Origin of the sequence: Sphingomonas ginkgonis, from assembly GCF_003970925.1 — a bacterium.
Classification (GTDB): domain Bacteria; phylum Pseudomonadota; class Alphaproteobacteria; order Sphingomonadales; family Sphingomonadaceae; genus Sphingomicrobium; species Sphingomicrobium ginkgonis.
This window is the reverse complement of sequence record NZ_RWJF01000002.1, coordinates 44,120-69,253: the sequence shown is the minus strand read 5'-3', so window position 1 is coordinate 69,253 and position 25,134 is coordinate 44,120. Positions and strand designations below refer to the sequence as shown.

General features: G+C 64.9%; 24 protein-coding genes and 1 pseudogene. 14 read left to right on the top strand and 11 right to left on the bottom strand.

All coding sequences use genetic code 11. The features are described from left to right. Positions 1-4 precede the first annotated feature (4 nt). Positions 5-2,512, bottom strand: coding sequence for an ATP-binding protein (locus HMF7854_RS15525; protein ID WP_239017067.1), 2,508 nt, complete (start codon positions 2,510-2,512; stop codon positions 5-7). Positions 2,513-2,961: 449 nt separating this feature from the next. On the opposite strand from HMF7854_RS15525, the gene HMF7854_RS15520 reads away from it, so the two are divergent. Together HMF7854_RS15520 and HMF7854_RS15515 are read left to right on the top strand one after the other, a co-directional pair. Further along, positions 2,962-3,888 (top strand): ArdC family protein, encoded by a 927-nt coding sequence (locus HMF7854_RS15520; protein WP_126720328.1) that lies wholly within the window; start codon positions 2,962-2,964, stop codon positions 3,886-3,888. Further along, the gene (locus tag HMF7854_RS15515) at positions 3,885-4,538 is read left to right on the top strand and encodes a hypothetical protein (protein ID WP_126720327.1); all 654 of its coding nucleotides are present in this window, start codon (positions 3,885-3,887) and stop codon (positions 4,536-4,538) included. The genes HMF7854_RS15520 and HMF7854_RS15515 overlap by 4 nt, the downstream gene beginning before the upstream one ends. A 92-nt stretch (positions 4,539-4,630) precedes the next feature. On the opposite strand, the gene HMF7854_RS15510 is transcribed toward HMF7854_RS15515, so the two are convergent. Together HMF7854_RS15510 and HMF7854_RS15505 are read right to left on the bottom strand one after the other, a co-directional pair. Then, positions 4,631-5,689 (bottom strand): restriction endonuclease, encoded by a 1,059-nt coding sequence (locus tag HMF7854_RS15510; RefSeq protein WP_126720326.1) that lies wholly within the window; start codon positions 5,687-5,689, stop codon positions 4,631-4,633. 129 nt (positions 5,690-5,818) lie between these two features. After that, positions 5,819-6,064, bottom strand: a complete 246-nt coding sequence (locus HMF7854_RS15505) for a hypothetical protein (RefSeq protein WP_126720325.1) — start codon at positions 6,062-6,064, stop codon at positions 5,819-5,821. A gap of 450 nt (positions 6,065-6,514) precedes the next feature. Between HMF7854_RS15505 and HMF7854_RS15500 the strand changes: the two genes are divergently transcribed. Both HMF7854_RS15500 and HMF7854_RS15495 read left to right on the top strand, forming a co-directional pair. Continuing rightward, entirely contained in the window at positions 6,515-6,706 is a 192-nt protein-coding gene (locus HMF7854_RS15500; RefSeq protein ID WP_126720324.1) for a hypothetical protein, read from the top strand. A gap of 43 nt (positions 6,707-6,749) precedes the next feature. Further along, the gene (locus tag HMF7854_RS15495) at positions 6,750-8,588 is read left to right on the top strand and encodes a ParB/RepB/Spo0J family partition protein (protein ID WP_126720323.1); all 1,839 of its coding nucleotides are present in this window, start codon (positions 6,750-6,752) and stop codon (positions 8,586-8,588) included. A 179-nt stretch (positions 8,589-8,767) separates the two neighbouring features. Here HMF7854_RS15495 and HMF7854_RS15490 read toward each other — a convergent pair whose 3' ends face one another. Both HMF7854_RS15490 and HMF7854_RS15485 read right to left on the bottom strand, forming a co-directional pair. Continuing rightward, positions 8,768-9,271, bottom strand: coding sequence for a hypothetical protein (locus HMF7854_RS15490; RefSeq protein ID WP_239017066.1), 504 nt, complete (start codon positions 9,269-9,271; stop codon positions 8,768-8,770). 73 nt (positions 9,272-9,344) lie between these two features. Continuing rightward, a pseudogene (locus tag HMF7854_RS15485) lies at positions 9,345-9,621 on the bottom strand (HU family DNA-binding protein). 333 nt (positions 9,622-9,954) lie between these two features. Between HMF7854_RS15485 and HMF7854_RS15480 the strand changes: the two are divergent. From HMF7854_RS15480 to HMF7854_RS15470, 3 genes are all read left to right on the top strand, one after another. Then, a complete protein-coding gene (locus HMF7854_RS15480; protein ID WP_126720322.1) occupies positions 9,955-10,341 on the top strand; it encodes a DUF3768 domain-containing protein in 387 nt (128 codons plus the stop codon). An 83-nt stretch (positions 10,342-10,424) separates the two neighbouring features. Beyond that, positions 10,425-10,682, top strand: a complete 258-nt coding sequence (locus HMF7854_RS15475; RefSeq protein ID WP_126720321.1) for a hypothetical protein — start codon at positions 10,425-10,427, stop codon at positions 10,680-10,682. Positions 10,683-10,684: 2 nt separating this feature from the next. Further along, positions 10,685-11,977 (top strand): Fic/DOC family protein, encoded by a 1,293-nt coding sequence (locus tag HMF7854_RS15470; protein WP_126720320.1) that lies wholly within the window; start codon positions 10,685-10,687, stop codon positions 11,975-11,977. A gap of 7 nt (positions 11,978-11,984) precedes the next feature. Here HMF7854_RS15470 and HMF7854_RS15465 read toward each other — a convergent pair whose 3' ends face one another. From HMF7854_RS15465 to HMF7854_RS15450, 4 genes are read right to left on the bottom strand one after another with little or no spacing between them, the layout of a single operon-like run. Then, a complete protein-coding gene (locus HMF7854_RS15465) occupies positions 11,985-12,617 on the bottom strand; it encodes an SOS response-associated peptidase family protein (RefSeq protein ID WP_126720319.1) in 633 nt (210 codons plus the stop codon). Positions 12,618-12,649: 32 nt separating this feature from the next. After that, the gene (locus HMF7854_RS15460) at positions 12,650-13,912 is read right to left on the bottom strand and encodes a Y-family DNA polymerase (protein WP_185829346.1); all 1,263 of its coding nucleotides are present in this window, start codon (positions 13,910-13,912) and stop codon (positions 12,650-12,652) included. 4 nt (positions 13,913-13,916) lie between these two features. Continuing rightward, positions 13,917-14,351: a LexA family protein gene (locus HMF7854_RS15455; protein WP_126720318.1), complete on the bottom strand. Its 435-nt coding sequence runs from the start codon at positions 14,349-14,351 to the stop codon at positions 13,917-13,919. A gap of 54 nt (positions 14,352-14,405) precedes the next feature. Next, a complete protein-coding gene (locus tag HMF7854_RS15450) occupies positions 14,406-14,834 on the bottom strand; it encodes a MerR family transcriptional regulator (RefSeq protein WP_126720317.1) in 429 nt (142 codons plus the stop codon). A gap of 69 nt (positions 14,835-14,903) precedes the next feature. On the opposite strand from HMF7854_RS15450, the gene HMF7854_RS15445 reads away from it, so the two are divergent. From HMF7854_RS15445 to HMF7854_RS15415, 7 genes are all read left to right on the top strand, one after another. Continuing rightward, positions 14,904-15,566, top strand: coding sequence for a cation efflux transmembrane domain-containing protein (locus HMF7854_RS15445; RefSeq protein ID WP_126720345.1), 663 nt, complete (start codon positions 14,904-14,906; stop codon positions 15,564-15,566). Positions 15,567-15,984: 418 nt separating this feature from the next. After that, complete coding sequence (locus tag HMF7854_RS15440; RefSeq protein WP_126720316.1) at positions 15,985-17,250, top strand: TolC family protein; 1,266 nt, start codon at positions 15,985-15,987, stop codon at positions 17,248-17,250. Beyond that, positions 17,247-18,419 carry an efflux RND transporter periplasmic adaptor subunit gene (locus HMF7854_RS15435; protein WP_126720315.1) on the top strand — a complete coding sequence of 391 codons (1,173 nt, stop codon included), beginning with the start codon at positions 17,247-17,249 and terminating at the stop codon, positions 18,417-18,419. The genes HMF7854_RS15440 and HMF7854_RS15435 overlap by 4 nt, the downstream gene beginning before the upstream one ends. Positions 18,420-18,422: 3 nt before the next feature. After that, positions 18,423-21,644, top strand: coding sequence for an efflux RND transporter permease subunit (locus HMF7854_RS15430; RefSeq protein ID WP_126720314.1), 3,222 nt, complete (start codon positions 18,423-18,425; stop codon positions 21,642-21,644). Then, positions 21,641-22,249 carry a cation diffusion facilitator family transporter gene (locus tag HMF7854_RS15425; RefSeq protein WP_126720313.1) on the top strand — a complete coding sequence of 203 codons (609 nt, stop codon included), beginning with the start codon at positions 21,641-21,643 and terminating at the stop codon, positions 22,247-22,249. The genes HMF7854_RS15430 and HMF7854_RS15425 overlap by 4 nt, the downstream gene beginning before the upstream one ends. After that, the gene (locus HMF7854_RS15420) at positions 22,246-23,163 is read left to right on the top strand and encodes a cation diffusion facilitator family transporter (RefSeq protein ID WP_126720312.1); all 918 of its coding nucleotides are present in this window, start codon (positions 22,246-22,248) and stop codon (positions 23,161-23,163) included. The genes HMF7854_RS15425 and HMF7854_RS15420 overlap by 4 nt, the downstream gene beginning before the upstream one ends. Before the next feature lie 323 nt (positions 23,164-23,486). Further along, complete coding sequence (locus HMF7854_RS15415) at positions 23,487-23,822, top strand: four-helix bundle copper-binding protein (protein WP_126720311.1); 336 nt, start codon at positions 23,487-23,489, stop codon at positions 23,820-23,822. Between the two features lie 34 nt (positions 23,823-23,856). On the opposite strand, the gene copD is transcribed toward HMF7854_RS15415, so the two are convergent. Both copD and copC read right to left on the bottom strand, forming a co-directional pair. Further along, positions 23,857-24,786 carry a copper homeostasis membrane protein CopD gene (copD, locus tag HMF7854_RS15410; protein WP_126720310.1) on the bottom strand — a complete coding sequence of 310 codons (930 nt, stop codon included), beginning with the start codon at positions 24,784-24,786 and terminating at the stop codon, positions 23,857-23,859. Positions 24,787-24,788: 2 nt separating this feature from the next. Next, entirely contained in the window at positions 24,789-25,127 is a 339-nt protein-coding gene (gene copC, locus HMF7854_RS15405) for a copper homeostasis periplasmic binding protein CopC (RefSeq protein ID WP_239017070.1), read from the bottom strand. Between the last annotated feature and the right edge of the window lie 7 nt (positions 25,128-25,134).

Sequence of the window (25,134 nt, the reverse complement as noted above, 5' to 3'; positions counted from 1 at the left end):
CTGCTTATTCCTCCTTTTTGAAAGCCAAGGCGACTACGGCGCCGTTAAACTCTTCCGGAATGTCAAAGTCGTCCATCGAAGGGAACAGCAACTCCCCGTCGTTGAGGTTCATGGCGAGGTTGGCGTAGTACAATCCAAGCCCCATGCCGTCAGGCCGCCGCGAGAAGAAGGGCTCAACCACCTGCTCCGGCGGATCGCGGAAGCCAGGTCCGTTGTCCGCAATGACCAGTACGGGACGGCCGCCATGATCGGCCACCACGTTCATGAAAATTCGGCGCGATCCCGCGGCCTCGTCCGGCACAGCGACCTTCAGCCAGTGTATAGCATTGTCGATGATGTTGGTCGCCGCTCCTAGCGCCAGACCAAAGGCGAAGACCGAGTTTGCATCTTCAGCATCCTCCTCGAGGGCAGGGCAAACGAGCTGCACATGGTGAACGCGGAACCGGACCGATGTCAGGTCGCGCGCACGGCGAGCGAGCTGCTTCAGCGAGTACGACTTCTTGTCGCCTTTCCTGAGTAGCTGGGTCGATGTCTCAAGAACGCCCTGAAGCTGCCCGACCTGTCGCTTAAGCTCGCCCATTTCCGCGTCACCAGCGATCGCGGTAGCGAGTGCCCCAATGCCGCGCTCGACCTCGTGAAAAACAACGGCGAGGCCAACCTGCGAGATACCAGCTCGCAGGAAGTCCTCCCTGAGCTGACGAAATTCCTGCTCAACGCGCCGGAGAGAGGGATCTATCTCTTCGAGGAACCCCTTTGAACGGGCGACCTTCCTCACGTTTCCGATAGGCCCCGCAACTTCCCGATCAACGCTGGGCGCATTGCCAGTCAGCAGCCTGATACGGCGCTTGTCCAGACGCCGTTCGGTTTCGAACACGCTGATTGCACCAAGAACGATCTGCCTAAATCTCCGATAAGGCCCGTTCTCGACAAAACCCTCCCTGTTCGTTTTCTCTCTCAGGCCGGTACTGTCGGACAGATTGATATCAACAAGGCCGATGACGATGTTGCGGCTAAGGCTCCGCGACGGGCTGTTGACCCGCCGGAGGTCAAGGCCCAGCCAGTCATCCCCGGGCTCGCCGTAATTGTAGATCCGGATGTTGTCGCGATAGACCCTGATTCCGCCATTCTGATCGAGAAAACGGTCAATCAAACGTGATTGCGAGTAGCGCGACATGATCTCGCGATCGCGATCGTAGACGTATAAGGTGCCCTTCACGGTGCCTATGCCGTGAATGGTCGACTCATCAGCTACAATATTGACCGATCGCTTTGGCCTCGGACCCGAGGCGGCATCAAGGTCGTCGGGTTCGCGCTCGGCTACGACTTGAAGTTTCTCTGCGAGCGTAACGGTGCGCGATTCGACAGGGATCCCGGGCACACCGCGAAAGGCATACGTATAGGTCAGAACATTTCCGTCGAACTCGAAGTTAAAGCGCCAAGGCGCCTTTTTGAGCAGCTCCGATGCGTCAGGAAGCTCTGATATCCAGTTCTGGTGACCGGGTACGTTGAACTTGATTTCGAAATCGTCCTCCTTGGCAGAGAACGGTGACGAAATCGATGTGACCTGTCGATACAGGTCGCGAACCTCGGCTCGGGTCCAGTCCCGCTGGCTCAGATCGTCAATCCTGATGCGTGTGCCGGTCTTGTTGCCGGTAAACACTTGGGCGTCGCGTTCCGTGACGGTGACCGCCGCGTCATCCAGGAAGCGGTTAGACATCAGTTCCGACCAGTCGATCGAGACATGACACTCACGGCATCCTGCCGCCCGCGTTGTCATCAGAACCCGGCCGCCCAGCTTGTGTACCGCAAAGCGGCCGACACCCTTTTCACCAAGCGGCAGACGGTGGTATTTGGGTGACCTGCGGTCTTGGCTGCGGTCCTTCTCGCGGTGGTCATCACCCGGAACGAGCCAGACGTCGCGAATGGTTTCCAGTGACATACCCTGACCATTGTCTTCGACCCTGATCCAAGGGGCCGCCGTACCAAGGTCCCCTATGGTAATATCGACTTCATCAGCATCAGCGTCGTAGGCGTTCTTGACGAGCTCGAAGACTGCCAGCTTCGACGACCCGATGAGCTGATCGCCCAATAGCTGAAGGAGTCGCGCACGTGGCCTGAATGCCTGATTTAATTTGCGGTCAGGCAGCTCAATATCATCGGGAGTTACCGTGTTGGCTCTGACGACATAGACATGACGTCCTATGTTGCCGATGAGGAGCGTGTCGTTGTCCTTGGACCAAGAGACAATCCCTCGTCCCATCCTGATCTCGGGCTCTCGACCTGATCCCTGCCGTCGTGCACCGTAGTAGGATGTGGCAAGCGGAGGATGCTTTTCGCCCAGAACCTCGATGCTGATTAGGTTCTCGTCTTCAGCATGCCCGGGAAGATAGCCAGCGGCCGCCAACGCCGCGCGTTGGTCCTCATTCGGCAGGTAGGCGCTCTTCGACCTGTCCGTTCGCGATACCCGCTTCAACCCGTAGTTGTCGAAAATCGATGACCAGTCTTTTGGCATCAGTGGGCGTTCGTCCTAGCTTTCAATGTGACCTGAGCACAGGCGCGTTCATAGCCTAGCCGCATCCGGATGAGTTTCCCAACCGCTATCGTGTTCTCTGACGAGGTGCAGGCAGCGTCAGGTGATGGGTGTGCCACGTGGCACACCAGCGGACCCGCCCGACGGCGGGGTGTGCTCTCGCTGGCGCCGCTGCCCTCCCCCGGAGGCCCGCCGGCGCGAGGGGAACACCAAGGGCGGCTGCCCTTTCGTTCCCGAACGACAATCAGGTCCCCCGTGTAATCCGCCAAGCGCGGCACCCGGCGCCCCTCGGGGCGTCGGCCGCGCTAGGGCGGCTCGCCCGCGCCAGGGACCAGATTCTCGCCCTCCCTCCCCATCCCGTTCCTCGCCGGAAAGGCAGAGCCGGTTGCTGTTGCGACCGGCTTTCAGCCTCAAAGGAAAGGAAAAGTGACATGGGACGGATCACGGACAATCGGGCCGACGTCTATCAGGAAATCACCGATCAGATGGTGGCGATGCTGGAAGCTGGCACCCGACCTTGGTCGAAATCGTGGAACGGCAGCACCGCGCCCAACATCCCGCTTCGCTCGACCGGCGTGCCCTACCGTGGGATCAACGTCCTGACCCTGTGGGTGGTGGCGATGACGAAGGGCTATGCCTCGCCGCACTGGCTGACGTTCAAGCAGGCCATCGCGCTCGGCGGATGCGTCCGCAAGGGCGAGAAGGGTTCGACGGTGGTCTATGCCAACAAGATCGTGGTGGACGATAAGGGCGAGCGTGGCGGCAACGGCGAGGACGGCAAGCGTCAGGTGGCGTTCCTCAAGCGCTACACCGTCTTCAACGCCGAGCAGATCGACGGCATCGAGGCCAGATATCCGGCCCCCTTGCCCGTCATCACCGCGACCAACCCCGACGCGCGCGACGCCGAGCTGGACACCCTCTTTTCCCGCGTCCCGGTGACGGTTCGCCACCACGGTTCGCAGCCCTACTATCAGCCGAGCGGCGATCACGTCGTCATGCCCGAGTTTGCCGACTTCCACACCGGCGACGATTATTATTCGACCCTCGCCCATGAGCTTTGCCATGCGACCGGCCACGTTGACCGGCTCGCTCGCCCTTCCCTCATTTCCACGAAGCGCGAGGACTATGCCCGCGAGGAACTGGTAGCAGAACTTGGCGCAGCGTTCGTCAGCGGCGCGATCGGCATCAAGCTCCACGATCGCGAGGATCACGCCGCCTATCTGGCGAGCTGGCTACAGGCACTGCGCAACGACAAGCGTTGCATCTTCACTGCAGCGACGCAGGCGCAGGCCGCAGCCGATTGGCTCTTGAGCCGCATGGCGATCGACACCGCCCCCGAGCTTGAGGAAGCGGCATGACCCAGCCCGACGATACCGGCCCCGAAGGGGGCCGGGCAGTCGCGAGCCGGTTGGTTTATGACCCCCGCATTGCGACCGTGGACGAGGCGACGTTCAACGAGCTTGTCGCGCTGATGCGCGACGGTGCGCCGAGCAAGCCTCCTACCCCAGAGGCGCTGTGGCGACGCGCCTATCACAAGGCGATGTTCGCGCGCCGGTTAGTGGGCGTTCAGCCCGATCTATTCGGGGAAAAGCCCGTCACGCACATGCACCGCACCAAGCCCGGCCCCGTCTCGACCTGGACCCCCGAGCCCGTCGAGGAGAAGCTGGCGCGGCTCGCGCGCGACCCGCAAGCGACGTTCGGCATAGGCCGACCGGCGTTATCAGCCGAAGAGAGAGCCGCCGTCATCGACGGCGCGGCGAACTGGCTACGGATCGCGCAGCGCGTCCGCGTCGTCGGATCGTTCGCCTCCTATGATGGTCGCGCCGAACGTCGCATCGGCCGCAAGGGCGTCATCTGGCGCTTGTGCAGCCCGGTCTTCGCGGACCACACCTATGTCTATCTCGATCCGGTCGGCGCCGAGCGCGCCGAGAAGATTACAATGGTGGAGCTGCACGACGTCGAGCCGATCGAGGACGCGCTATTGGTGCCTGTCCCCTTCGCCGCTTGACCCTCTCCGCTCCAGACTGGAACTTGAGCTATGAGCCCGCCCCAGCCCATAGATCGCGCGCCGCCCGCCCGCAGAGCGGACTAGCGGCGTAGTTACCCGACCGATACCAGCTCCGTGAACGCCGCGATGTTCTCCGCATCGATAAGGATCACGCCGGTGTTTTCGGCCAGCTCGATCGCGGCGCGCGTATAGCCGCCCGTTCCGATCACCACCGCCCGATCCGCCCGATAGTGCGTCGCCCCGGTATAAGCTTCTTGGACCGACTTGTTGCCGATCGGTTGCGTGTATCGCTTACACTGAATTGCAACGAGCTTCCCGCCGCGCATCGCCTCAATGTCGATGCCCTGGTCGCCCGATGCTTTGCTCACCCGGACAACCCAACCCTGTTCCTCAATCCGAGCGGCGCACCAATGCTCGAAATCGATCCCGTCGACCGGCATCGAGAGGCCATCTTCCGTTTCCACCATCCAAGGCTCGATATGTTCGAGGCAGAGCATCAGCGGAAGGTACGTGTAGAAGAACGGCAGGTTGGTTTCATTGAAGTAGGTCTTCAAGAAGTTCGTCAGCTCGGAAAAGAACTCGGTGTAGTCGAGATCGCCATATTTGTTCCGCCCCTTGGCACGCGCGCGCATCAGCAGCGGGGCGAGATATGGCCGTTTCTCGTCAAGTTTGCCCAGGATTGCCCGGACGTCGCGCTCGCGTCGTTCCAACGCGACCTTCTGGATGAAGGTGCCGACATCGAAATTGGCTGCCGCAAAGACCTGTGCGGCTCCGTGCTTCTCGATAGCCCGTCGATAGGGATCGAGCAGCGGGCGCAGATGCGCATTTTGATTGCCCTGCGGCCCGTAGGTTAGCACGTCGAACGACTGTCCCCGACACATCACGTCGGCATCGTGGATGACCCGGCTTACGGCACGCTGGATGCCATCTGGGGTGAAGTCGGGCGGGCGCTGTATGAAGGTGATGAACTCGCTGATCGCAGCCGGTTCACGCAGCAGCTCATGCCCGAACCCAAGCATGGTCGCGTAAAGGACGGCCATATGTACGCCGTCGCCCTTGCCGGCCAGGATGCCTGCTTCCAACGTCTCGCGAGACAAGACAGTAACCGACCTTGGTGGCTCGGCCACCTTGGCCTTGGAGAATGGCCACATCCGCTTGTTTCCCCTCTTAGTCGAGGGTCGCTACCTCGATGCCAGTCGCACCGTATCGCACGATTGGCTTCTTGCCATCCCGAACCGGGCACATCTGCGGTGGGATGCGTCCAAGCCGACCGTTCTCGGCTACTTGAGGGTTCGCACATAGCCGACGCCGTTGGGCTGAAGCCTCAACTCATCGACGTCCTTGCCCATGTAGCTGTTCTGGTTTGGTGGCCCGATCACCGTCACATACCGGCGCTGGACGAGACCTTCGATCGCCTGTTCCATTTCTTCCGCGTCGACGCCGGCGCGGGTCGGAAGCCCGTCTGATTTTCCTTGGTGGGTGCCGAGTTCGCGCATGATCCAGTTTTGCAGTTCGGTCAGTGGCATGATCGTATCCTCCTGGAGTTGAGTATAGGGCGCGCGACCCTGCCGGGCACGGCTCTATCGGCACGCTCGCCGCGCGCCGACCGAGCCACCGTGCCGGCGTCTCGGCCCATGCGGGTGACGATCCTCGCGTGAGGTGTGCCACGTGGCACACCTATTGCCGCGCCAAGCGGCGCGACGTCGCTGCGCAGGGCGCCGCGGCCCTCCCCCGGAGGCCCGCTGACGCGGGGAACACCAAGGGCTGCTGCCCTTTCGTTCCCGAAGCAAAATCGACAGCCCCGTGTGGTCCGCCAAGCGCGGCACCCGACGCCTTGTAGGCGTCGGCCGCGCTAGGGCGGCCTGCCCGCGCCAGGCCATCGATTTCGCTCCTCCCTCCCCATCCCGCTCCTCGCCGGAGAGGCAGACCCGGTTGCAGCGGCAACCGGCTGCGCCTCGAAAGAAGGAGAAAGGACAATGGCTTACACCCGATACACTGGCGACCCGTACTGGAAACGGGCGAAGTCCCCCGGCACCAGCGCCGACGGCACCCCCTACCGCAAGGGTGAGCGCGTGTTCTTCTATCCGCGCACCGGCGTCACCTACGCAGGCGGCAGCGCGCAACGCGCCTCGGCCGAGTTCGACGAACTCGCGAGCCTCGAAGGCTGACCCCCTCCCAGCAGCAATTCCATTCAGATCATGGAGCATCATCATGGCTATCATCCATCCCAAGCTCTCCCAGCTTCGCCTTTCCCCGCTCAACCAGCGCCGCGTGAAGCCATCTGCCGTCGAGGCGATGGCCGACGACATCGAGGCACACGGCCTGTTGCAGAACCTCGTGGCCTATGAGGACGACGGCCTGTTGTGGATTTTCGCCGGAGGGCGGCGTTACCGCGCACTCAAAATTCTGGCGAAGCGCAAGCGGATCAAGAGCAGTGACACATTTCCCGTCGAGCTGCGGACCAAAGAAGAAGCCATCGAGCTGTCGCTGGCGGAGAACTTCCAGCGCGAGGACATGCACCCCGCCGACAGCATCCGCGCCTTCGCCGCGCTCCGCGATACCGGCATGGACGCCGAGGAGATCGCCGCCCGGTTCGGTCAGGCGGTCAGCTTCGTTTACAAGATGCTCCGCCTGTCTGCGCTCGCCCCGGCGCTGATCGACCTGATCGCCAAGGACCAGTTGAGCCTTGAGGCGGCGCGCGCGCTCACCCTCACCGACGATCACGATCAACAGACCAAGGTCTGCAAGGCGGCGAACGGCCACGCCCACACCATCCGTCGGATGCTCACCACCGAGAAGGTCGACACCACCAGCGGCGCGTTCCTGTTCGTCGGGCGGGACGCTTATGAGGCCAAGGGCGGCACCATCACCATCGATCTGTTCAGCCAAGGAGCCGAAGGGTTCGCGGACGACCCCGAGCTTGTGCGCGAACTGGCGGAGGAGAAGCTGGACGCACTAGCGGACGAGTATCGCACTATCGGGTGGCATGAAGTCCGCGCTGCGCTGGAACGGCCCTACGACCTCTACATGAAGGCCAGCATGTATCCGGCGACCCGTGAGCCGACCGAGGCCGAGACGGAGCGGCTTGCCGCCATCGACGCCGAGATCGAGGCGATTGCCGCAGCCGAGGGCGAGGACAATGAACGCATCGACCCGCTCACCGACGAGCGGGACGCGATCACCGAAGGTTTGCGCGCCTTCAATCGCGAGCAGGTGGCCGTGGGCGGCGTCGCGCTATGGGTCGCGCACGACGGATCACTCGGCAAGAGCTTCTACCGCGCCAAGGCGGAGCCCAAGCCCAAGGCCAGCCATGACGGTCCGATCCCGCTCTACGGCAACAGCCTGTTCGCCGACCTCACCCGGATTAAGACGCGGATCGTGCAGGAGGCGATCGCAGCCGACCCCGCGCTGGCGCTGGACATCGTGCTCGACAGCCTTGCGGGCCAGTTGCTCCACGGCGCGCACAGCTACCAGATGGCTTTAGAGGTTCAGGCCAAGGCCGTGGCGACCGACGTGCCCGACGAGTTGATGGCGACCAGCGACGTGCGTTCGGTCGAGGACATGATGGCGACCCGCTTCGCCGCCATTCCTGCCGAGGGCCGGCTTGAGGCGATCCGGACCATGACCGCCGAGGACAAGGCGGCGTTGCTCGCCGGGCTTGTCGCGATGACGGTGGACGGCACGGTGTTCGCCGGCGGCTCTCCCGGCCAGCGGCACCACCATTTCGAGCAGATCGCTCGCGCGAGCGGCGTAGACATCGCATCGCGCTGGACCGCTCCCATCGGCCTGTTCGACAAGATGCGCCGTGCCGCGATGATCGATCTGCTGCGCGAGGAAGTGGGCGCGCCGAGCGCCGAGAATTGCGCGACCATCAAGAAGAAGGCCGACCTTGCCGTGAACGTGTCCGAGCGGTTGCCCGCCCGTTGGCTTCCCGCTCCCATGCGCATCGGTGTCTTCGACCGGGCCGAGCGCGAGCCAGAGGACTTCGACGCCGACATGGGCGAGGACGGCGGCGAGCAGGAGGACATGACCGACGAGGAACTGGCCTAAACAGCAAGGCCGGGGGCCGGTAATAATCGGCCCCCTTCCCTCCCTTTTCAACGCCAGCGGCCCCATCGCCGGCGCGCCAGCCCTGGCGGACTGGCGCGCCCGCAGCCCTTTCAGGTCCGCGGGGCGCCGCCCGACACGAGGCCGGGCGGCGCCGTGGCGACGTCGTGTCGCGACAAGGATTAGGCGGTAGTGAGCTGCTGGAGAGGTGTGCCACGTGGCACACCCTGCATGCTGACGGTCGGCATTCTATCGAGGAGCGCCAGCAAATCTCCGAGCGCGCGCCTCCGATAGGCGTTGTACCAGCGACGCCGGCGATGCTCGGCGGCGTCGTGGATCATGTGGCAGCGCTGACAAAGCGCGGCGAGGTTGCGCGGTCCGTTGTCGGTCGGATCGTGGTTCAGGTGCGCGCAGGCGATATACACTCGGGTGAGCCGAACGATCGCGGCGATGTCCGCACCGGCAACCCGGATGCGGCGTCCCCGCCCGTCGCGCCACTGGCGGCGATCGGCATCCCACCATCGCCCGTCACCAAGATGGAAGACGCGAGCCCCGTGCGGGCGCCGGCAATGCTCGCACCGACCCCCGGCCCGGCCGAACCGGATCATCTTCGACAGCTCCGGCCAGTCGATCGGGTAGAGCCAACGATGTTCCGGCATGATCGGCATGGCCGGATTCTGAATCATCGGCACCGAGAACGAAAGCAGAAAGTCGCGTATTCGCGAAGGTGGCTGCGCGATCGGCGCAGCCACACACGGCTCAGCCGTTCAGCGCATCCTTGACCGCCTTGGCGGGGACGAACGTCAGCTTCTTCGAGGCTGCGATCTGAATGGTCTCGCCGTTGGAAGGATTGCGCCCTTCGCGCGCCGGGCTGTCCTTGATCCTTGAACTTGCCGAAGCCGGACAAGGACACCTCCTCGCCCTTCGCTGCGGCCGCGACGATCGCGGCCATCAGATCGTCCACGACCTTGCGGGCATCGGCCTTGCTCAGGTTGTGGTTCGCAACCAGCGTCTCGGCAAGTTCGGCATTGTTCATGGTGTTCTCCCAAATCAGGACGCCTGGATAGCCGCGCGATCTCCGATTGGCGACCGGCTCAGTAATGACCACCGGGGGTGGGCGCTGTTGCGATGGCGGCTTCGCCGCGGGGAACGCCAAGGGCTCCGCCCTTTCGTTCCCGAACGACAATCTTGCCGCCCGTGTAATCCGCCGAGCGCGGCACCCGACCCAAAGGGCCGGCCGCGCTAGGGCGGCTCGCCCGCGCCAGCTTTCCAAGATTCTCGCTGCCCCTCCCCATCCCGTCCTCGCCGGACAGGCAGGGCCGTGAGGCCGAGTGGCCTTGCGGCCCATGCCAAGAAGGAGGATCAAGCCATGGCAACCCCCGAGCAGATCGACACCATCCGCCGTCTCAACGACGCGGTCCGCCAGAACCCCGGCACCGCCAGCCTCGCCAACGTCACGATCGGATTCCAGTCGCTGACAGAGCTGGACCGTCTTGCGGCACTGGTCGCGATTACCCGATATTCGCGGTTCGACGGCGACAACGATCCGTATGGGGAGCACGACTTTGGCGCGGTCTATAAGCTCGCGAGCGGAGCGTGGTCGGAGGACCGGCCAGACGACGTCGGGGCCATTGCCCAGACTGTGTTCTGGAAAGTCGACTATTACGACCCGAGCCTCACCTACGGCAGCGAAGCGCCATGGGACGAGCGGCTGACCAAGCGGGTGCTCACCATCATGCTTGCGAGCGAATACTAACCCCTTCGGCTCATTGGTATTAGGCAGTGATTTGTTGAGGAATCGCGCCGTTGAGCGTAGGGTTAACGACGGAAGGATACGTCATGAGCCAGATCGATCTTGAGGTGCTGCGCGGCCGTATCCGCTCGATGACGTTCGAGCGCGGCACGGCCGAGCAGATCGCGTTGTGGCGCGAGGACGTTGCCGAGGCGCGCGCCAACCTCGTCATCGAGGACATGACGCCGACCGGCGACGAGGACGCGATGTTCGCGATGATGCTGGACGAGGGCGTGCCGCCCTCGCTCATGCCGTCCATCATCCTAGGCCTCTACAAGCCAGGAACCAGCCAGATCGCAGCCTGACCTTGGCAGACGATCCCTACACCTATCCCGATACGGACACACTTCGGAACCGGCTTGGGATCACGGACGACAAGACCCTCACAGAAGCCGAGCGGAGACTGACCCAGGCGCGGGGGGCCGAAGCCGCGCGCCTGACCTTTCCGACCACGGCAGACGGCTATCGCGCTCTCCATCGGCATCTCTTCCAGGACCTGTACGAGTGGGCAGGCCAGGACCGTAGCGTCAACATCGCCAAGGGCGGGTCAAACTTCGCGCACGTCCCCTACATTGCGCGCGAACTCGACAAGCGCTTCGCCGATATCAGCACGGGTGACACCCTGAAGGGCCTCACCCGTGACGAGTTTTTCGACCGGCTCGGCAACCACATCAACGAAATGAACGCCATCCACCCCTTTCGCGAGGGCAACGGGCGGACGATGCGCCATCACGCCGCCCAGCTCGCGCGCGATGCTGGCCACCCGATCCGGATCGCCTCGATTGACAAGACCGCCTGGATGGATGCGTCCCGGCACGGCTTCCTCACCGGCGATCACCGACCCATGGCGGCGGTGCTCGCTGAGACGGCGATCCGGCGCGACCTCGCGCCCGAAGCGCGTATCGGCCCCGCCGGGATCGCCTTGCTGCCCCAGCGCGCGCCACCCGAGGGACAGCGTTACCGGGTGACGCTCGGCAAGGCGCGCGAGGAGCTGGAACGCTACCTCCCCGCTGCGCGTCATCAGGCGGCCGACCGGCTGCGCAGTCTCGTCAAGGAAGGCGCGTCGTCCGCGACCATCGCCAATGCGCGCACCGAGCTGGCCTACGTCCGTCACGCCAAGGGGCCGATCTATCAATCGCACCTGCTCACCTATCTCGGCGTCCGGCAGGTCGATGCGGTCATCACGCCCCAGCAAACCCCGCTCGAGCGCGTGCGTGAGATCGGAGCTGCGCTCGGCTCGCAGATCAACTCGCAGCAACCGGCACAGCTTCAGCGCGCCATCCGCTCGCTGGAGCGGCCGATCCTACCTCCCGGTGCCTCACCGGGCCAGGAACGGCTTGCCGAGGCGTTCCTGAAGAACACCGCCGAGAAGAACCACGCCGATCCACGTCTCGCGCCCGCCCAGGCGATCGTCGACGACGCCATGCAGAAGGCGCGTGACCGCGGCGAAAGCGCGCGCATGGTCAACGCGGTCGGGGAGTCTACCCGCCAGCTCATCGCCGACCGGATCAAGACCGGGGCTGCGCTCGAAGGGACGTCCGCGCTGCCACCCTCCCCGGGTACACCGCCGCCAGATCGCGGCAAGGATCGGAGCCGCTAGGCGGAGCCTAGCGTTCGTCGCGTCGGGTCGGGAAGACAGGCCCCCGCACCGCCATCTTGTCAGGATCATAGGGCTTCTGCAGGGCGACGATATCGTCATAGGAGCCGCGCAGCCACGTATCGATGTCCTCGGGCGCGAGGATCGTAATCATTGCCTTGGGGTGGATCGGCGCGACCAGCGTGTTCGGATCGCACGTCACCATGGTAAAGCCGTTTCCGCCCTCTGTGCGCTGCCAGAAGCCGGCTACCGCGAACACCGGCTGATCGGTCACGCCGAACCACATCTCCCCTTTGAGCGGAGGCTTGCCGTCGCCCAGATCATGCTTGTCAGGCGTGAACTCGCAAAACTCGGTCAGCGGCACGAGGCAGCGGTTCTCCGGCTTCTCTGCCAGCCTGCGCCATTGCGAAAGCCCGAGCTGGCGCACGTTGGTCATCGGCCATGCAGCTTTCCCGCCGAGCACGTCCCAGGTCATCACGTCCCAGGCCCGCTCCCCGCCCTGTTCGCGAATGACATAGTTGCGGCTCTTGGGGCGCAGCTCACGAGGGTCGAACCGATTGTCGCGGGGTCGTTCGCTGAACAGCTTCGCGGCCGATCCCCAAAGGGTCTCGGGCTCATTCGACATGCGGGCACGGTTACACATGGCGTCAGATATACCGATCCCACCGACGTCGCCTAGCGAGCGACCGGTATCTCCCCGATCCGCGTCGTCCAGGCCGGGCTTTTTTGCGATCGTTTGGTGTCGAACGATCGTGCCCCGCAGCCCTGCGCTGCCAAGACAACGGTGTTGCGTCCAAAGCGGTCGTTGAGCCCGTCCATTGCTGCCAGCAAGGCCGGGGCCTTGGGGTCAGGCGTTGCGAACAGGTCGGCTTGGCCCCGCCCTTCCGTCGTCAGGTCCTCCAGCAGCACGCCGCACTTGGTATAGACCCCGCCCGGCTCAAACATCGCCTCCATCATCTTTGTCGCGATCCCGACGATGACACGGGGATCGTTGGTCGGAGGCGACAGCCGCGCCGATCGCGACGCCGAAGGCGGGTTCGGCTTGTATCGGGAGCCATGGGCGAAGCCGATCAGCCGGCTCGCCGCCAACCCTTGAGCACGGATCTTCTCTGCCGCCCTCGCCGCACGTCGTGCCATCGCCTCGCGTAACTCGACGAGCGAGGTGACAGGTTCGCCGAACTGCCGTGTCACTGCGGTCGCCTTGAGCGGTTCGGGAGCGACCTTGAAGTCGTCGCACTCGACCCCGCCCAGCTCCCGCACGAGGCGTTCGAGGACGACCGTCCCGACATCGCGCGCGACCGCAGGCGGCAGCGCAGCGAGATCCGCCGTCGTCTTCACCCCGAGGGGCCGTAGCCGCGCTTCGAGCGCACCGCCGATCCCCCACACTTCCCCGACCGGCCAATGTTCGAACAGACGCCGTCGCAACTCTACGTCGTGGAGGTCGACCACCCCGCCCCAGACCTTCTCGGTCGCTTTTGCCAAGGCATTCGCGACCTTCGAGAGCGTGCGCGTCGGGCCGAGCCCGATCCGGGTCGGCAGTCCGACTGATCGGACGATGTCCTCACGGACCATATGCGCCACCTTCACATCGCCGAGGCCGTTTGGCAGCACCGGCAGCCGGAAGAAGCTCTCGTCAATCGAGTAGATTTCCACCGTATCGGAGTGCTCGGCAATCACGGCGTTGAACCGCCGGTTCAGGTCGGAATACAACTCATAATTGCTAGACCGGAGCTGGATGCCGTGCCGCTTGATCCGATCGCGGATCTTGAAGACCGGCTCACCCATCCGGACGTGGAGCGCCTTCGCTTCCTCGCTGCGGGCGACCGCGCACCCGTCGTTGTTGGACAGGACGATAACCGGCACACCGCGTAAGGAGGGATCGAACAGCCGCTCCGCGCTGACGTAGAAATTGGCTATGTCGACGATCGCCCAGGACATGGGCCTAGCGCCGGTAATCACGGACACCGGTCCGCACGACACCCCATATCTCAACCCCGTCTGCTGGCGTCGCCTCATAGCGTTGCTGACTATTGCGCGCCTCGAGGAACGCAGCACCGCGCCGGTGAACGAGCTGACGGCAGACGAACCCCCCGTCGACGATCGCGATGACTATGTGCCCTTCCGCCGGACGCATATCGCGATCGACCACCACCACGTCGTTATCGTGGATACCAGCCTCCAGCATGCTGCTGCCGCTGATCCGGAACACGAAACTCGCCGCCCGATCGAGCCGAAGCAGCTCGATCAGGCTTATCGCGTCATCCTCCCAATCCTGGGCGGGGCTTGGAAAGCCGGCTCCTGCTGCGCCAACGATGCGGAGAACGGTCCCCCTCGGTACGTCGGCGAGCGGGACCGGCTGCATGAGTGGCAGCATTATGATTCCCTTCGCGTCCTTGTAACGTGCGACGGAACGTAAAGGGAACAGGTTAGATCAACCGTTTAGCGCATCAGCCGTCTCCACGCTCGGGCCGAGGGCTTCGATGATCCTGCAGTCGGCCACGGTGTTGCGGCTACAGGAGTCGATCAGCGCGTCCAGTTCGCCCGCGAGGGCGGTCAGGTCGGCGATCTTCCGCGTAATCGCATCTCGGTGCTGGTTGGCGATCACGTCCACGGCCATGCAGGATTGCTCGCGACGATCGGCCAGCCCCATCAGCTCCCGCACCTGATCAATCGAAAACCCGAGGTCCCGCGCCCGACGAATGAAGGACAAGCGCCGCAGATGCTCGCCCTCGTAGGTTCGATAATTGCCGGCCGACCGCGCTGGGGCCGGCAGCAAGCCGATCTGTTCGTAATAGCGGATCGTCTCGACCTTCGTGCCCGTCGCCGAGGCCAGCTTCCCGATCGTCAGTTTCTCAGACATGGCGCTTGACCCTCTAGTGACTAGAGGGTGCATATAGGCTGCCAGATCGATTCTATCGAGGTGGCGAACATGGCCTGCACGAGCTGCGCGTCCGACAAGGCGGGCACCCTCAATGACCCGAAGTGGCGGCGCGCGCTGTGGATCGCGCTCGCCATCAATGGCGGTATGTTCGCGGTCGAGATCGTCGCCGGCATCACGGGCGGGTCGAAAGCGCTCCAAGCCGACGCGCTCGACTTCTTCGGTGATGCCGCCAACTACGCGATCAGCTTGGGCGTCGCCGGGATGGCGATAGCTTGGCGCGCGCGGGCAGCGATGCTGAAGGGAGCGACGCTTGCCGTGCTCGGGCTCTATGTCCTACTCGCGGCAGGCTGGGGTGCGCTTCACAGCACTGTACCCCATGCCGAGGTCATGGGCATCGTTGGGGTCGCGGCGCTCATTGCAAACCTGCTGGTCGCAGTCATGCTGTACCGCTTCCGCAGCGGTGACGCGAATATGCGCTCGGTTTGGATCTGCTCGCGCAACGATGCGATCGGCAATATCGCCGTGGTGCTGGCCGCAGGCGGCGTCTTTGGTCTCAACAGTGCCTGGCCTGACCTTTTGGTGGCCGCATTGATGGCGGTGCTGGGTCTTTCGGGGGGCTTCCAGATCATGCGACAGGCGCGTGCCGAACTGCGATCCAGTTCCACGCCTGCCCCTTCCACTTACAGGCAGCCGTTACATGGCAATTGGTAAGCTGCTAAGGCGAGGGCCGATGCACCGGCTATCCGCCTTGTTCCTTTGTTTTATGCTTATGCTGTCGCTTGGGCTGGGATCGGTCGCGCACGCGACCGAAGGTGTAAGATGCGTCGATTCTACCTCCGCCAGCTCGCTCGAACATAGCAATGGTGACGGGGACCAGGTGCCGGCCGACGCCGACAAGGCCTACCCGCACCATCATGGCGGATGCCACGGCCATCATATCGGCGTGCCGTTCGAGCCTAATCTTGCTGCCTCTCTGAGTGGGCTCCCTATGGCGCCGGTCGCGTGGAGCCACGACCCGATGGCACCAGTGCCTTCGGACCCCGCCCTGCGACCTCCCCAAGCCTGACGAGCGCCTCACCCGCCGGGAGCTTCCCGAGCGGCTTCCCAGGTTCGTCAGGAGTTCGTCATCATGTCCCGTATTATCGCGGCCGTATTGGCCGTGGCGTCGTGCGCATCGATCGCGCACGCGCAATCATCCGAACCAGCATCGACCAGTTCCCCGCTCACGCTCGAGCGGGCGCTGGCGCTCGCCGGCGCAACTGCGCCTAGCCTTGAAGCAGCCACGGCAGGGGTGCGGGCCGCCGAGGCGGGGCGCACCGTCGCAGGCTACCGCCCCAACCCGTCGATCGTCGCCGAGACCGAGAACATCGCCGGCAGCGGCCAATATCGGGGTCTCCGCAGTGCGGAGACAACAGCCGGCCTGGCGCTCCCGATCGAGCTTGGAGGGAAGCGCTCGGCCCGGATCGCGGTCGCTGACGCGATCGGCAACCGGGCGCGGATCGGAACGGCGCTGGCCGAGGCCGATCTGCGGCTCGCCGTCACGCAGATCTACATCCAGGCAGCATCGGCCGAACGCCGCCTCGTCACAGCCCGCGAACAGGCCGGCATCGCCCGGGAAGCGCTACGTGCAGCCGGTGTACGCGTGCAGGCGGGACGGGCGTCACCGCTCGAACAGCAGCGTGCCGACGTGCTGCGCATCAACGCAGAGACGGCCGTGGAGCGTGCCCAGCGGCTTGCCGAGGTAGCGCGAGACAATCTCGCGCGGCGGATCGGCCAGCCAGTGGCCGGCCCGCTGGACCTCGCATGGTATGATCGCGTCGAGGGCTTCGGACCGGCAAGGCCGATCGAACCCGCCGGCACGCTGGCGCTGGCCGCCGCCCGTGCCGACGCAACGACGGCGGAGGCGCAGGTGCGGCTCGCCCGATCGCAGCGCGTTCCCGATGTGACGTTGAGCGCCAGCGCACGACGGCTCGAGGCGACCAACGACGTCGCCGCGGTGTTCGGCGTGTCCATTCCCTTCCCCGTTTTCAACAACGGCAAGGCAGCCATCGCCCAAGCAAGCGCACAAAGCGATCAGGCGCAGGCCCTGCGGCGTGCCGCCGAGCTGGACGCGGCGCAGGACATCGCAAACGCTCAAGCGGAGGTGGCGAATGCGGCCACCTCCGCACGGAACGCGAGCGGTCCGGTGCTGGCTTCGGCAGCCGAGGCCGCTCGCATTGCGCGGATCGGCTACCGCGAGGGCAAGTTCGGCCAGCTCGATTTGCTCGATGCCGAGCGGACTCTGTCCGAGACGCGGACCGCCGCGATCGACGCGCTCGCCACCTACCATGACGCAAAGGCACGCCTTGAACGGCTCGTTGTCGCCGCGCCCTCTCCTGAGGAAAGCAATCAATGACGAAGATCATCATGCGCGCGCTGGCGCCCGTAACCCTGGCCCTCATCCTTGCCGGATGCGGCGGGACCAGCAGCAGCGGTGAAGCCGGCGAGAAGGCCGGAGCCGAAAAGACGGAAGGTGCCGAAGCCAACGAGGCCAACGAAGGTCCGAAGGATGCCGTCACCCTGTCCGCCCAGCAGATCGCAGACGCCGGTATCGAGGTCACGCGGCCCACGGTAGGTGGCGTCGCCGGTGCGATCGAGCTTTCGGCGACGATCGAGGGCGATCCGCAGGGCGTGCAGGTGGTGTCGGCATCGGTGGGCGGGCGTCTCGTCTCGCTGACACGCAATCTCGGACAACCCGTCGGCCGCGGCGATCCGCTCGCTATCATCGAGAGCCGCGAAGCGGCTTCGCTCAAAGCCGAGGTGGAAGCCGCTCGCGCGCGTGCCGCCCTTGCGCAATCGAACCTCCGTCGCGAGCAACGCCTGTTCGCCGAGCGCGTCTCGCCGGAACAGGATCTCGTAGCGGCGCGGACCGCCGCCACGGAAGCCAGCATCGCGCTTCGCCTGGCGCAGCAGCAACTGTCCGCAACCGGCAGCGGAGGCGGTGCGCTCAACCGCATCGCTGTACGCTCGCCAATTGCCGGCCAAGTCATCGCCCGTTCCGCCACGCTCGGGCAGACGGTCGCAGCCGACGCCGAGCTTTTCCGGGTCGCCAATCTTTCCAAGGTCACGGTCGCGACTTCGCTGGTGCCCAGCGATGCGGGCCGGGTGAAGCCCGGCGCGCGTGTCGAGGTGACAGCCGCAGGACGTCGTCAGGAGGGGCGCGTCACGTTCGTGTCCCCTATTCTGGATGAGACGACGCGCTTGGTGCCGGTGATCGTCACGCTCGATAATGCCGGCAGCACATGGCGCGTCGGCGAGACGGTCAATGTGTCGATCCTGGTGCCCGCAAGCGGAGACCGCACTGTCGCCGTGCCATCGGCCGCGGTCCAGATGATCGATGACAAGTCGTTCGTCTTCGTGCGGACTCCCACAGGCTTCCGGGCAACGCCGGTGACATTGGGCCGCACCAATGGGGGCCAAGTTGTCGTCACGTCCGGGCTGACCGGCTCGGAGCGGATCGCCTCCACCAACAGCTTCACGCTCAAGGCCGAACTCGGCAAGGGCGAAGGCGGGGACGAGGACTGAGCCATGATCGGTCGCATCGTCACCCTCTCCGTCGAGAAGCGCTGGCTTGTTCTGCTTCTCACGATCGCCGCGGCTCTGCTCGGGATCGGCGCGCTGCGCCAGCTGCCGATCGACGCCGTTCCCGACATCACCAACAACCAGGTGCAGATCAACGTCGTCGCCCCTGCCCTCTCACCCGACCAAATCGAGAAGCAGGTCGCGTTCACGGTCGAGACCGCGCTCGCGGGCATCCCCGGCCTCGAATATACCCGCTCGCTCAGCCGCAACGGCTTCGCCCAGGTCACGGCCGTCTTCACCGAGAAGACCGATATCTACTTTGCCCGTAGCCAAGTCGCGGAGCGGCTGCGGACTGCGGAGGAAGACCTTCCCGAAGGCGTGAACCCCGAAATGGGGCCGATCGCGACCGGGCTCGGCGACATCTTCATGTGGACCGTCGAGTACCGCGAACTGGATCAGGTTCATCACCGCAACGGCGAGCCGGGCCTGCAACGCGATGGTAGCTACATCACCCCGGAAGGCGACCACCTCGTCAGCGAGGCCGACAAGGCGACGTACCTGCGAACCGTCCAGGACTGGATCGTCACTCCCCAGCTCAAGAGCACGGAAGGACTGGCGGGGGTCGATTCCCTCGGCGGATATACCAAGGAATATCTCGTCGTCCCCGACGTGCAGCGCATGGCCGCCATGCGGCTCACACTGCAGGACCTCACCACGGCGCTGGAGCGCAACAACACCAGCGCTGGTGCCGGTGTTGTTAATCGCAATGGCGAAGGGCTCGCCGTCCGATCCGATGGACGTGTGCGCAATGCCGACGAGCTTGCCCGCACCGTCGTTGCCACCCGGGAGGGTGTGCCGATCCTGCTCAACCAGATCGCGACCATTCGGATCGGTCAAGCACTCCGCATGGGTTCGGCGTCCGAGAACGGCCACGAAGTGGTGGTCGGGACGGCGGTCATGCGGATCGGTGAGAACAGCCGCACCGTCTCGACCGGGGTCGGCGAGCGACTGACGCAGATCGGGCGCTCGTTGCCGGTCGACGTCGTTGTGAAGCCGGTGATGAACCGGACCGAGTTGGTGAACTCCACGATCTCGACGGTTGCCCGCAACCTCGCCGAAGGCGCGCTGCTGGTCATCGTCGTCCTGTTCGCTCTGCTCGGCAACTTCCGCGCGGCGCTGATCGCGGCGCTCGTCATCCCGATCACGATGCTGCTCACCAGCATCGGCATGTTGAAGGTGGGCGTCTCGGCCAATCTGATGAGCCTCGGCGCGCTCGATTTCGGCCTGATCGTGGACGGTGCCGTCATCATCGTCGAAAACGCATTGCGACGCCTCGCCGAAGCCCAGCATGGGCGCGAGGGCGAGCTGACGATGGAACAGCGGCTTGGGCTGGTTGCGGCGTCCGCCCGCGAGATGATCCGACCGTCCGTTTACGGCCAGGCGATCATCATCCTCGTTTACGCGCCGTTGCTCACCTTCACCGGCGTCGAAGGCAAGATGTTCGAGCCGATGGCGCTCACCGTCATCATCGCGCTCGTGTTCGCCTTCATCCTGTCGTTGACCTTCGTGCCCGCGGCGATCGCCATCTGGCTCAGCAAGCGGGTAGAGGAGAAGGAAAGCCGGGCGGTGACGTTCCTCCGGCAGCGCTACGAACCGGGGCTCGACGCCGCCATGCGTCGGCCGACGCTCACCGTCGGCGTCGCGATCGGCGCGCTGGCGCTTGCCGGCGCCGCCTTCACTACCCTGGGCCAGGAATTTTTGCCCCAGCTCGATGAGGGTAACATCCTCGTGCAGGCCGTGCGTATCCCCGGCACGTCGGTCGACCAGAGCCAGGCCATGCAGTTCCAGGTGGAGAAGGCCTTGGCGAAGGCGCCGGAGGTCCGGTTCGCATTCTCGCGCACAGGAACCTCCGAGATCGCGTCGGACCCGATGCCGCCGAACGCCACAGACACCTTCGTCATTCTGAAGCCGAAAGCGGAGTGGCCGGACCCCGGTCTCTCCAAGGAAGAGCTGGTGGAGCGCCTGGAGAAACGACTCTCCACCCTCCCTGGCAACGCCTACGAGATCACCCAGCCCATCCAGATGCGCTTCAACGAGCTGATCGCGGGCGTCCGCGGCGACATCGCGATCAAGGTGTTCGGCGACGACTTCGGCGAGATGAATGCGACCGCCGATCGGATCGCCGGCATTCTGCGCCGGACGCAAGGTGCTGCAGACGTGCGGGTCGAGCAGACCGAAGGCCTACCGATGCTCGACATCCGGCCGAACCGCACCGCCATGTCGCGGGTCGGAGTAACCGCCGGCGATGTGCAGGACACGGTCGCCGCAGCAATCGGCGGCCGACAGGCCGGCGTGATCTTTGAGGGGGACCGCCGCTTCCCGGTCGTGATCCGGATGGCGGAAAGCACAAGGTCGGACCTGACGGCCGTCGCCCAGGTGCCGGTGCCGACCGCGGGCGGCGGTTTCGTACCGCTGTCGACCGTCGCCGAGATCTCCGTTGTCGACGGGCCCAACCAGATCAGCCGGGAGAACGGGAAGCGGCGTGTGGTGGTGCAGGCCAACGTCCGTGACCGCGATGTTGCCGGCGTGGTGGCCGATGCTCGGGCAGCCATTGATGCTCAAGTGAAGCTACCAGCAGGGACGTACCTTGAGTGGGGCGGTCAGTTCGAGAACCTTGCATCTGCCCGTGACCGGCTCAGCGTCGTTGTCCCCATCTGCTTCATCGTCATCATGTTCCTGCTCTACGGTGCGCTCGGCTCCGTCAGGGACGCGCTGATCGTGTTCACCGGCGTTCCGCTTGCCCTGGTGGGCGGCATTCTCGCGCTGGTGCTGAGAGGCATGCCGTTCTCCATTTCCGCGGCTGTCGGCTTCATTGCGCTGTCCGGCATCGCGGTCCTCAACGGGTTGGTCATGGTGACATCCATCCATGATCTGATGCGGGAAGGTATGGATCGGGCGCTTGCGGCTCACCGGGGCGCGCTGGTTCGGCTCAGGCCAGTCGCGATGACCGCACTCGTGGCATCGCTCGGTTTCGTGCCGATGGCGCTGGGGCATGGTGCGGGAGCGGAGGTGCAAAAGCCGCTGGCGACCGTCGTCATCGGGGGCCTGATCTCCGCGACGCTGCTCACCTTGTTCGTGCTGCCGACACTTTATGCCCGCTTCGGCAGTCGTGAGCTGCCGCCAGCGGGCAATCGGCAGACAGCGCCCGTCGCGGAGGTGCCGGCATGAGTGAAGAGAGCTTCGATCTCGACACGGCCGAAAAGCGCCGGACGCTCTGGATAGTTCTGCTGCTCAATCTTGGGCTGGCGGCAGGCTTCGGCGTGTCCGGCGTGGTGGCGGATTCGAGCGCTCTGATCGCAAACGGCCTCGACAACGCCTCCGATGGGATCGTCTATATCATCAGCTTGCTCGCGCTCTCGCGTTCACAGGTCTGGAAACGAGGGGCGGCACTGACATCGGGCGTGTTGCTGCTGCTCTTTGCCGCCGGTGTGCTGCTCGATGCCGGGCGGCGCTACTTCTCCGGGAGCGAACCGCTCGGCCCCACCATGATCGGGATGGCGATCGTCGCGGCGTTCGTGAACGGTCTCTGCTTGTGGCTGCTGAAGCGGTTGCGCGAGCCCGATGTGAACATGCGGGCGGCAACGACCTTCAGCCTCAACGACTTCGTATCCAATGGCGGAATTATCTTGGCCGGCCTGATCGTGTTGTGGACTGGTCAGAACTGGCCCGACCTCGTCGTCGGCGTTGCTGTCGCCGCGATCGCGGTGAAAGGCGGCCTCGAAATCCTGCGTGATGCCCGCTCCGATGCGGACACAGAAGGAACAGATCAATGAGCGCAGGCCATGACCACGGCGGACACGCCCACGACCACACTGCTGGGGCGAACGCCAAGATGCTGAGCTGGGCGCTGGCGCTCACAACCGCCTACTTGTTCGCCGAGGTTGTCGGTGCCTTCGTCTTCAACAGCCTCGCCCTTCTATCCGACGCAGCGCACATGCTCACCGATGTGGCCGCGCTCATGATCGCGCTGCTCGCGATCCGGTTCGGGCAGAAGCCCGCCGACGACAAGCGGACGTTCGGCTACAAGCGGTTCGAGATCCTGGCCGCAGCCTTCAACGCCCTGCTGCTGTTCGGCGTGGCGATCTACGTGCTGGTCGAGGCGGTGCAGCGCTTCCGCCAGCCTGAGGCGGTCCAGTCGACGGGGATGATGATCGTCGCGGCGATCGGACTCGTGGTGAACCTCATATCGATGAAGTTGCTCACGTCCGGCAAGGACACCAGCATGAACGTCAAGGGCGCTTACCTTGAGGTCTGGGCCGATATGATCGGCTCCGTCGGCGTGATCGCAGGAGCGCTGGCGATCCGGTTCACCGGGTGGACGTGGGTCGATCCGATCGTAGCGGTCGGGATCGGGTTATGGGTGCTGCCCCGGACATGGGTGCTGCTCCGGGACACGACCAACGTGTTGTTGGAGGGCGTCCCCGGAGGGATCAAGTTGCCCGAGTTGCGTGCCGGCATCGCCGAATTGCCCGGAGTTGCCGGGGTCCACGACCTCCATGTCTGGTCGATGGCATCCGACGACATCAACTGCACCGCACACGTCACGCTTGCTGATGGCACCGATGCCGATGCGGTCAGGAAGAGGGTCGCGGACCTGCTCGATAGCCGGTTCGGAATCGAGCATTGTACGATCCAGACTGAGGCAGCAGCCGAGCCTTGCGAGGATACCGGGCACCTGCACCCGTGAGCCCGATGTGACGACAAGGAAGCGATGGCGATGGACGGAGGAAGCCGACGCAGAGCTTCGCCATCGGATTGTCACGAAACAGCCCTTGGCGACGATCGCCAGGGAGATGGGCAGAACCATGGACGGCGTTCGCGGCAGGGCGGCATCGCTACGGGTCGCTCTTCCGTCTCCTGCGCGGCCTTGGCGTGAAACAGTGAAGCGTGGTCCTAAACCGAAGCCGGTGAAAACCCTGCCGACCGGCGAAGAATGAGGCCACGTAGCTGAGGGCCAAACCGGCATGCCGCGTATTGTTCTACGGGCGGGGGGCTTAGCGGAGACGACCGATGCACCACCAGATGAGCGCCGAAATGCAGGCCTGCATGGATGCCTGCCACCACTGCCACATCACCTGCCTGTCGATGACGACCCAGCATTGCCTTCAGGTAGGCGGCGCGCACGCCGCGCCCGACCACATCAAGATCATGCTCGATTGCGCACAGGTTTGCGCCACCTCGCTCGACTTCATGGCCCGCGGCTCCGACCAGCATAAGCTCGTGTGCGGCATCTGTGCCCAAATTTGCCGGGCCTGCGCGGCGAGCTGCAAAGAGCTGGACGGCATGGAGGAATGCGTCGCTGCGTGCGAGCGGTGCGCGGAGGAATGCGAGAAAATGGCCGCGTGAGCGGCAAGGCGGGCGGCGTTCGGCCGCCCGCCCCTCACATCGCCGAAGCGGGTGGTTCGAGTGTTCCCAGCCATGCAACGAGCGCCAGGATCGCCCCTGCGCAGCTCGCCTCGACCGCAAGGCTGCGCCGCAGGGCGCAAAGCGCGCCGTGATGATCGGCCGCGGCGATCGCGCGCTCGAACGCCGGCGTAAGTCTAAAGCGGTTGAACGACGCGAGCGCGAGCATTGCGCCGAAGAGCGCGAGCTTGGCGATCAGAAGCTGGCCGTAGCGCGTAGTCGTGAGGTCCGGCAGATTGGCGAGGCCGACCAGCAGCCACGCGTTGACGACACCCGTGACGACGATCGTGCCGACCAGGATCGTGCCGACCAGCCCGAATCCATGCAGTGCGCGGTGCGTCAGGGTCAGATGGGCGGCGTCGACGCGGCCAACCGGCCGGGCGACGAGAAGCACGAACCCGAGCAGCGCTCCGGCCCAGGCCCCGCCGGCAAGCAGGTGGAGAATGTCGGCGCCCAGATGCACCCAGCCAGTAGCGCCCTCGTCCATCGCGCCGTGTCCCGTCCAGGCAAGTGTTGCGAGCGCCACGGCCGCAGCGAACGCCACCAGGCCGAGCAGAGCCGCGCGACCGGATGCCACGAGGGCCGCGATCAACGCCACCACGAGCGCAGCCATGCGCGCTTCCCACGCGGCGCCCGTCGCGGACCCGGAGAGGAGCATCCCGATCGCCTCCCAATCGATCGGCCAACCCGGCGCCCCGGCCATCGCCGCCGCCAGCAGCGCGAGGGCGATCCCGGAGAACAGGAGGCTGAGCAGGCCGCTTCCGACAAGCCAGGGGCGCAAGGCGAGTGCGTCGGCGCGCTCGCCTGCTTTGAGGCCGTAGAGACTGAAGGCCGACAGGCCGAACAATCCGCTCAGCGTTGCATAGAGCGCGAAGCGAACCGCGATCAGCGGCCAGTCAGTCTCCACCCTTACTTGACCGCGAAGGCGAAGTTTCCGGCTACCCGGTGAGTGTCGACCGAGACCACGTGCCACGCGACGCTGTAGCGCCCCGCGGCGAGCGGCGCCTTGGGCGTGACGATGAGCGTGCGGCCATCATCGGCGACCCCGGCCGCAGCCGCGACCTTCATGGGCGGGTGCGCGGCGCCGCCATGCGCTGTCATCATCAGGTCCGCGCCCGAAAACTTCGGCATCAGCTTTTCGCTGAACCGAAGCGCGAGACGCGCTGGCTTGGCGACAGTCGCGTTCGGCGCCGGTGAGGCGGACAGCAACTTAGGGTGAGCCTGAGCGGCGCTGGCGAGCCCGAGGATGGCAAGG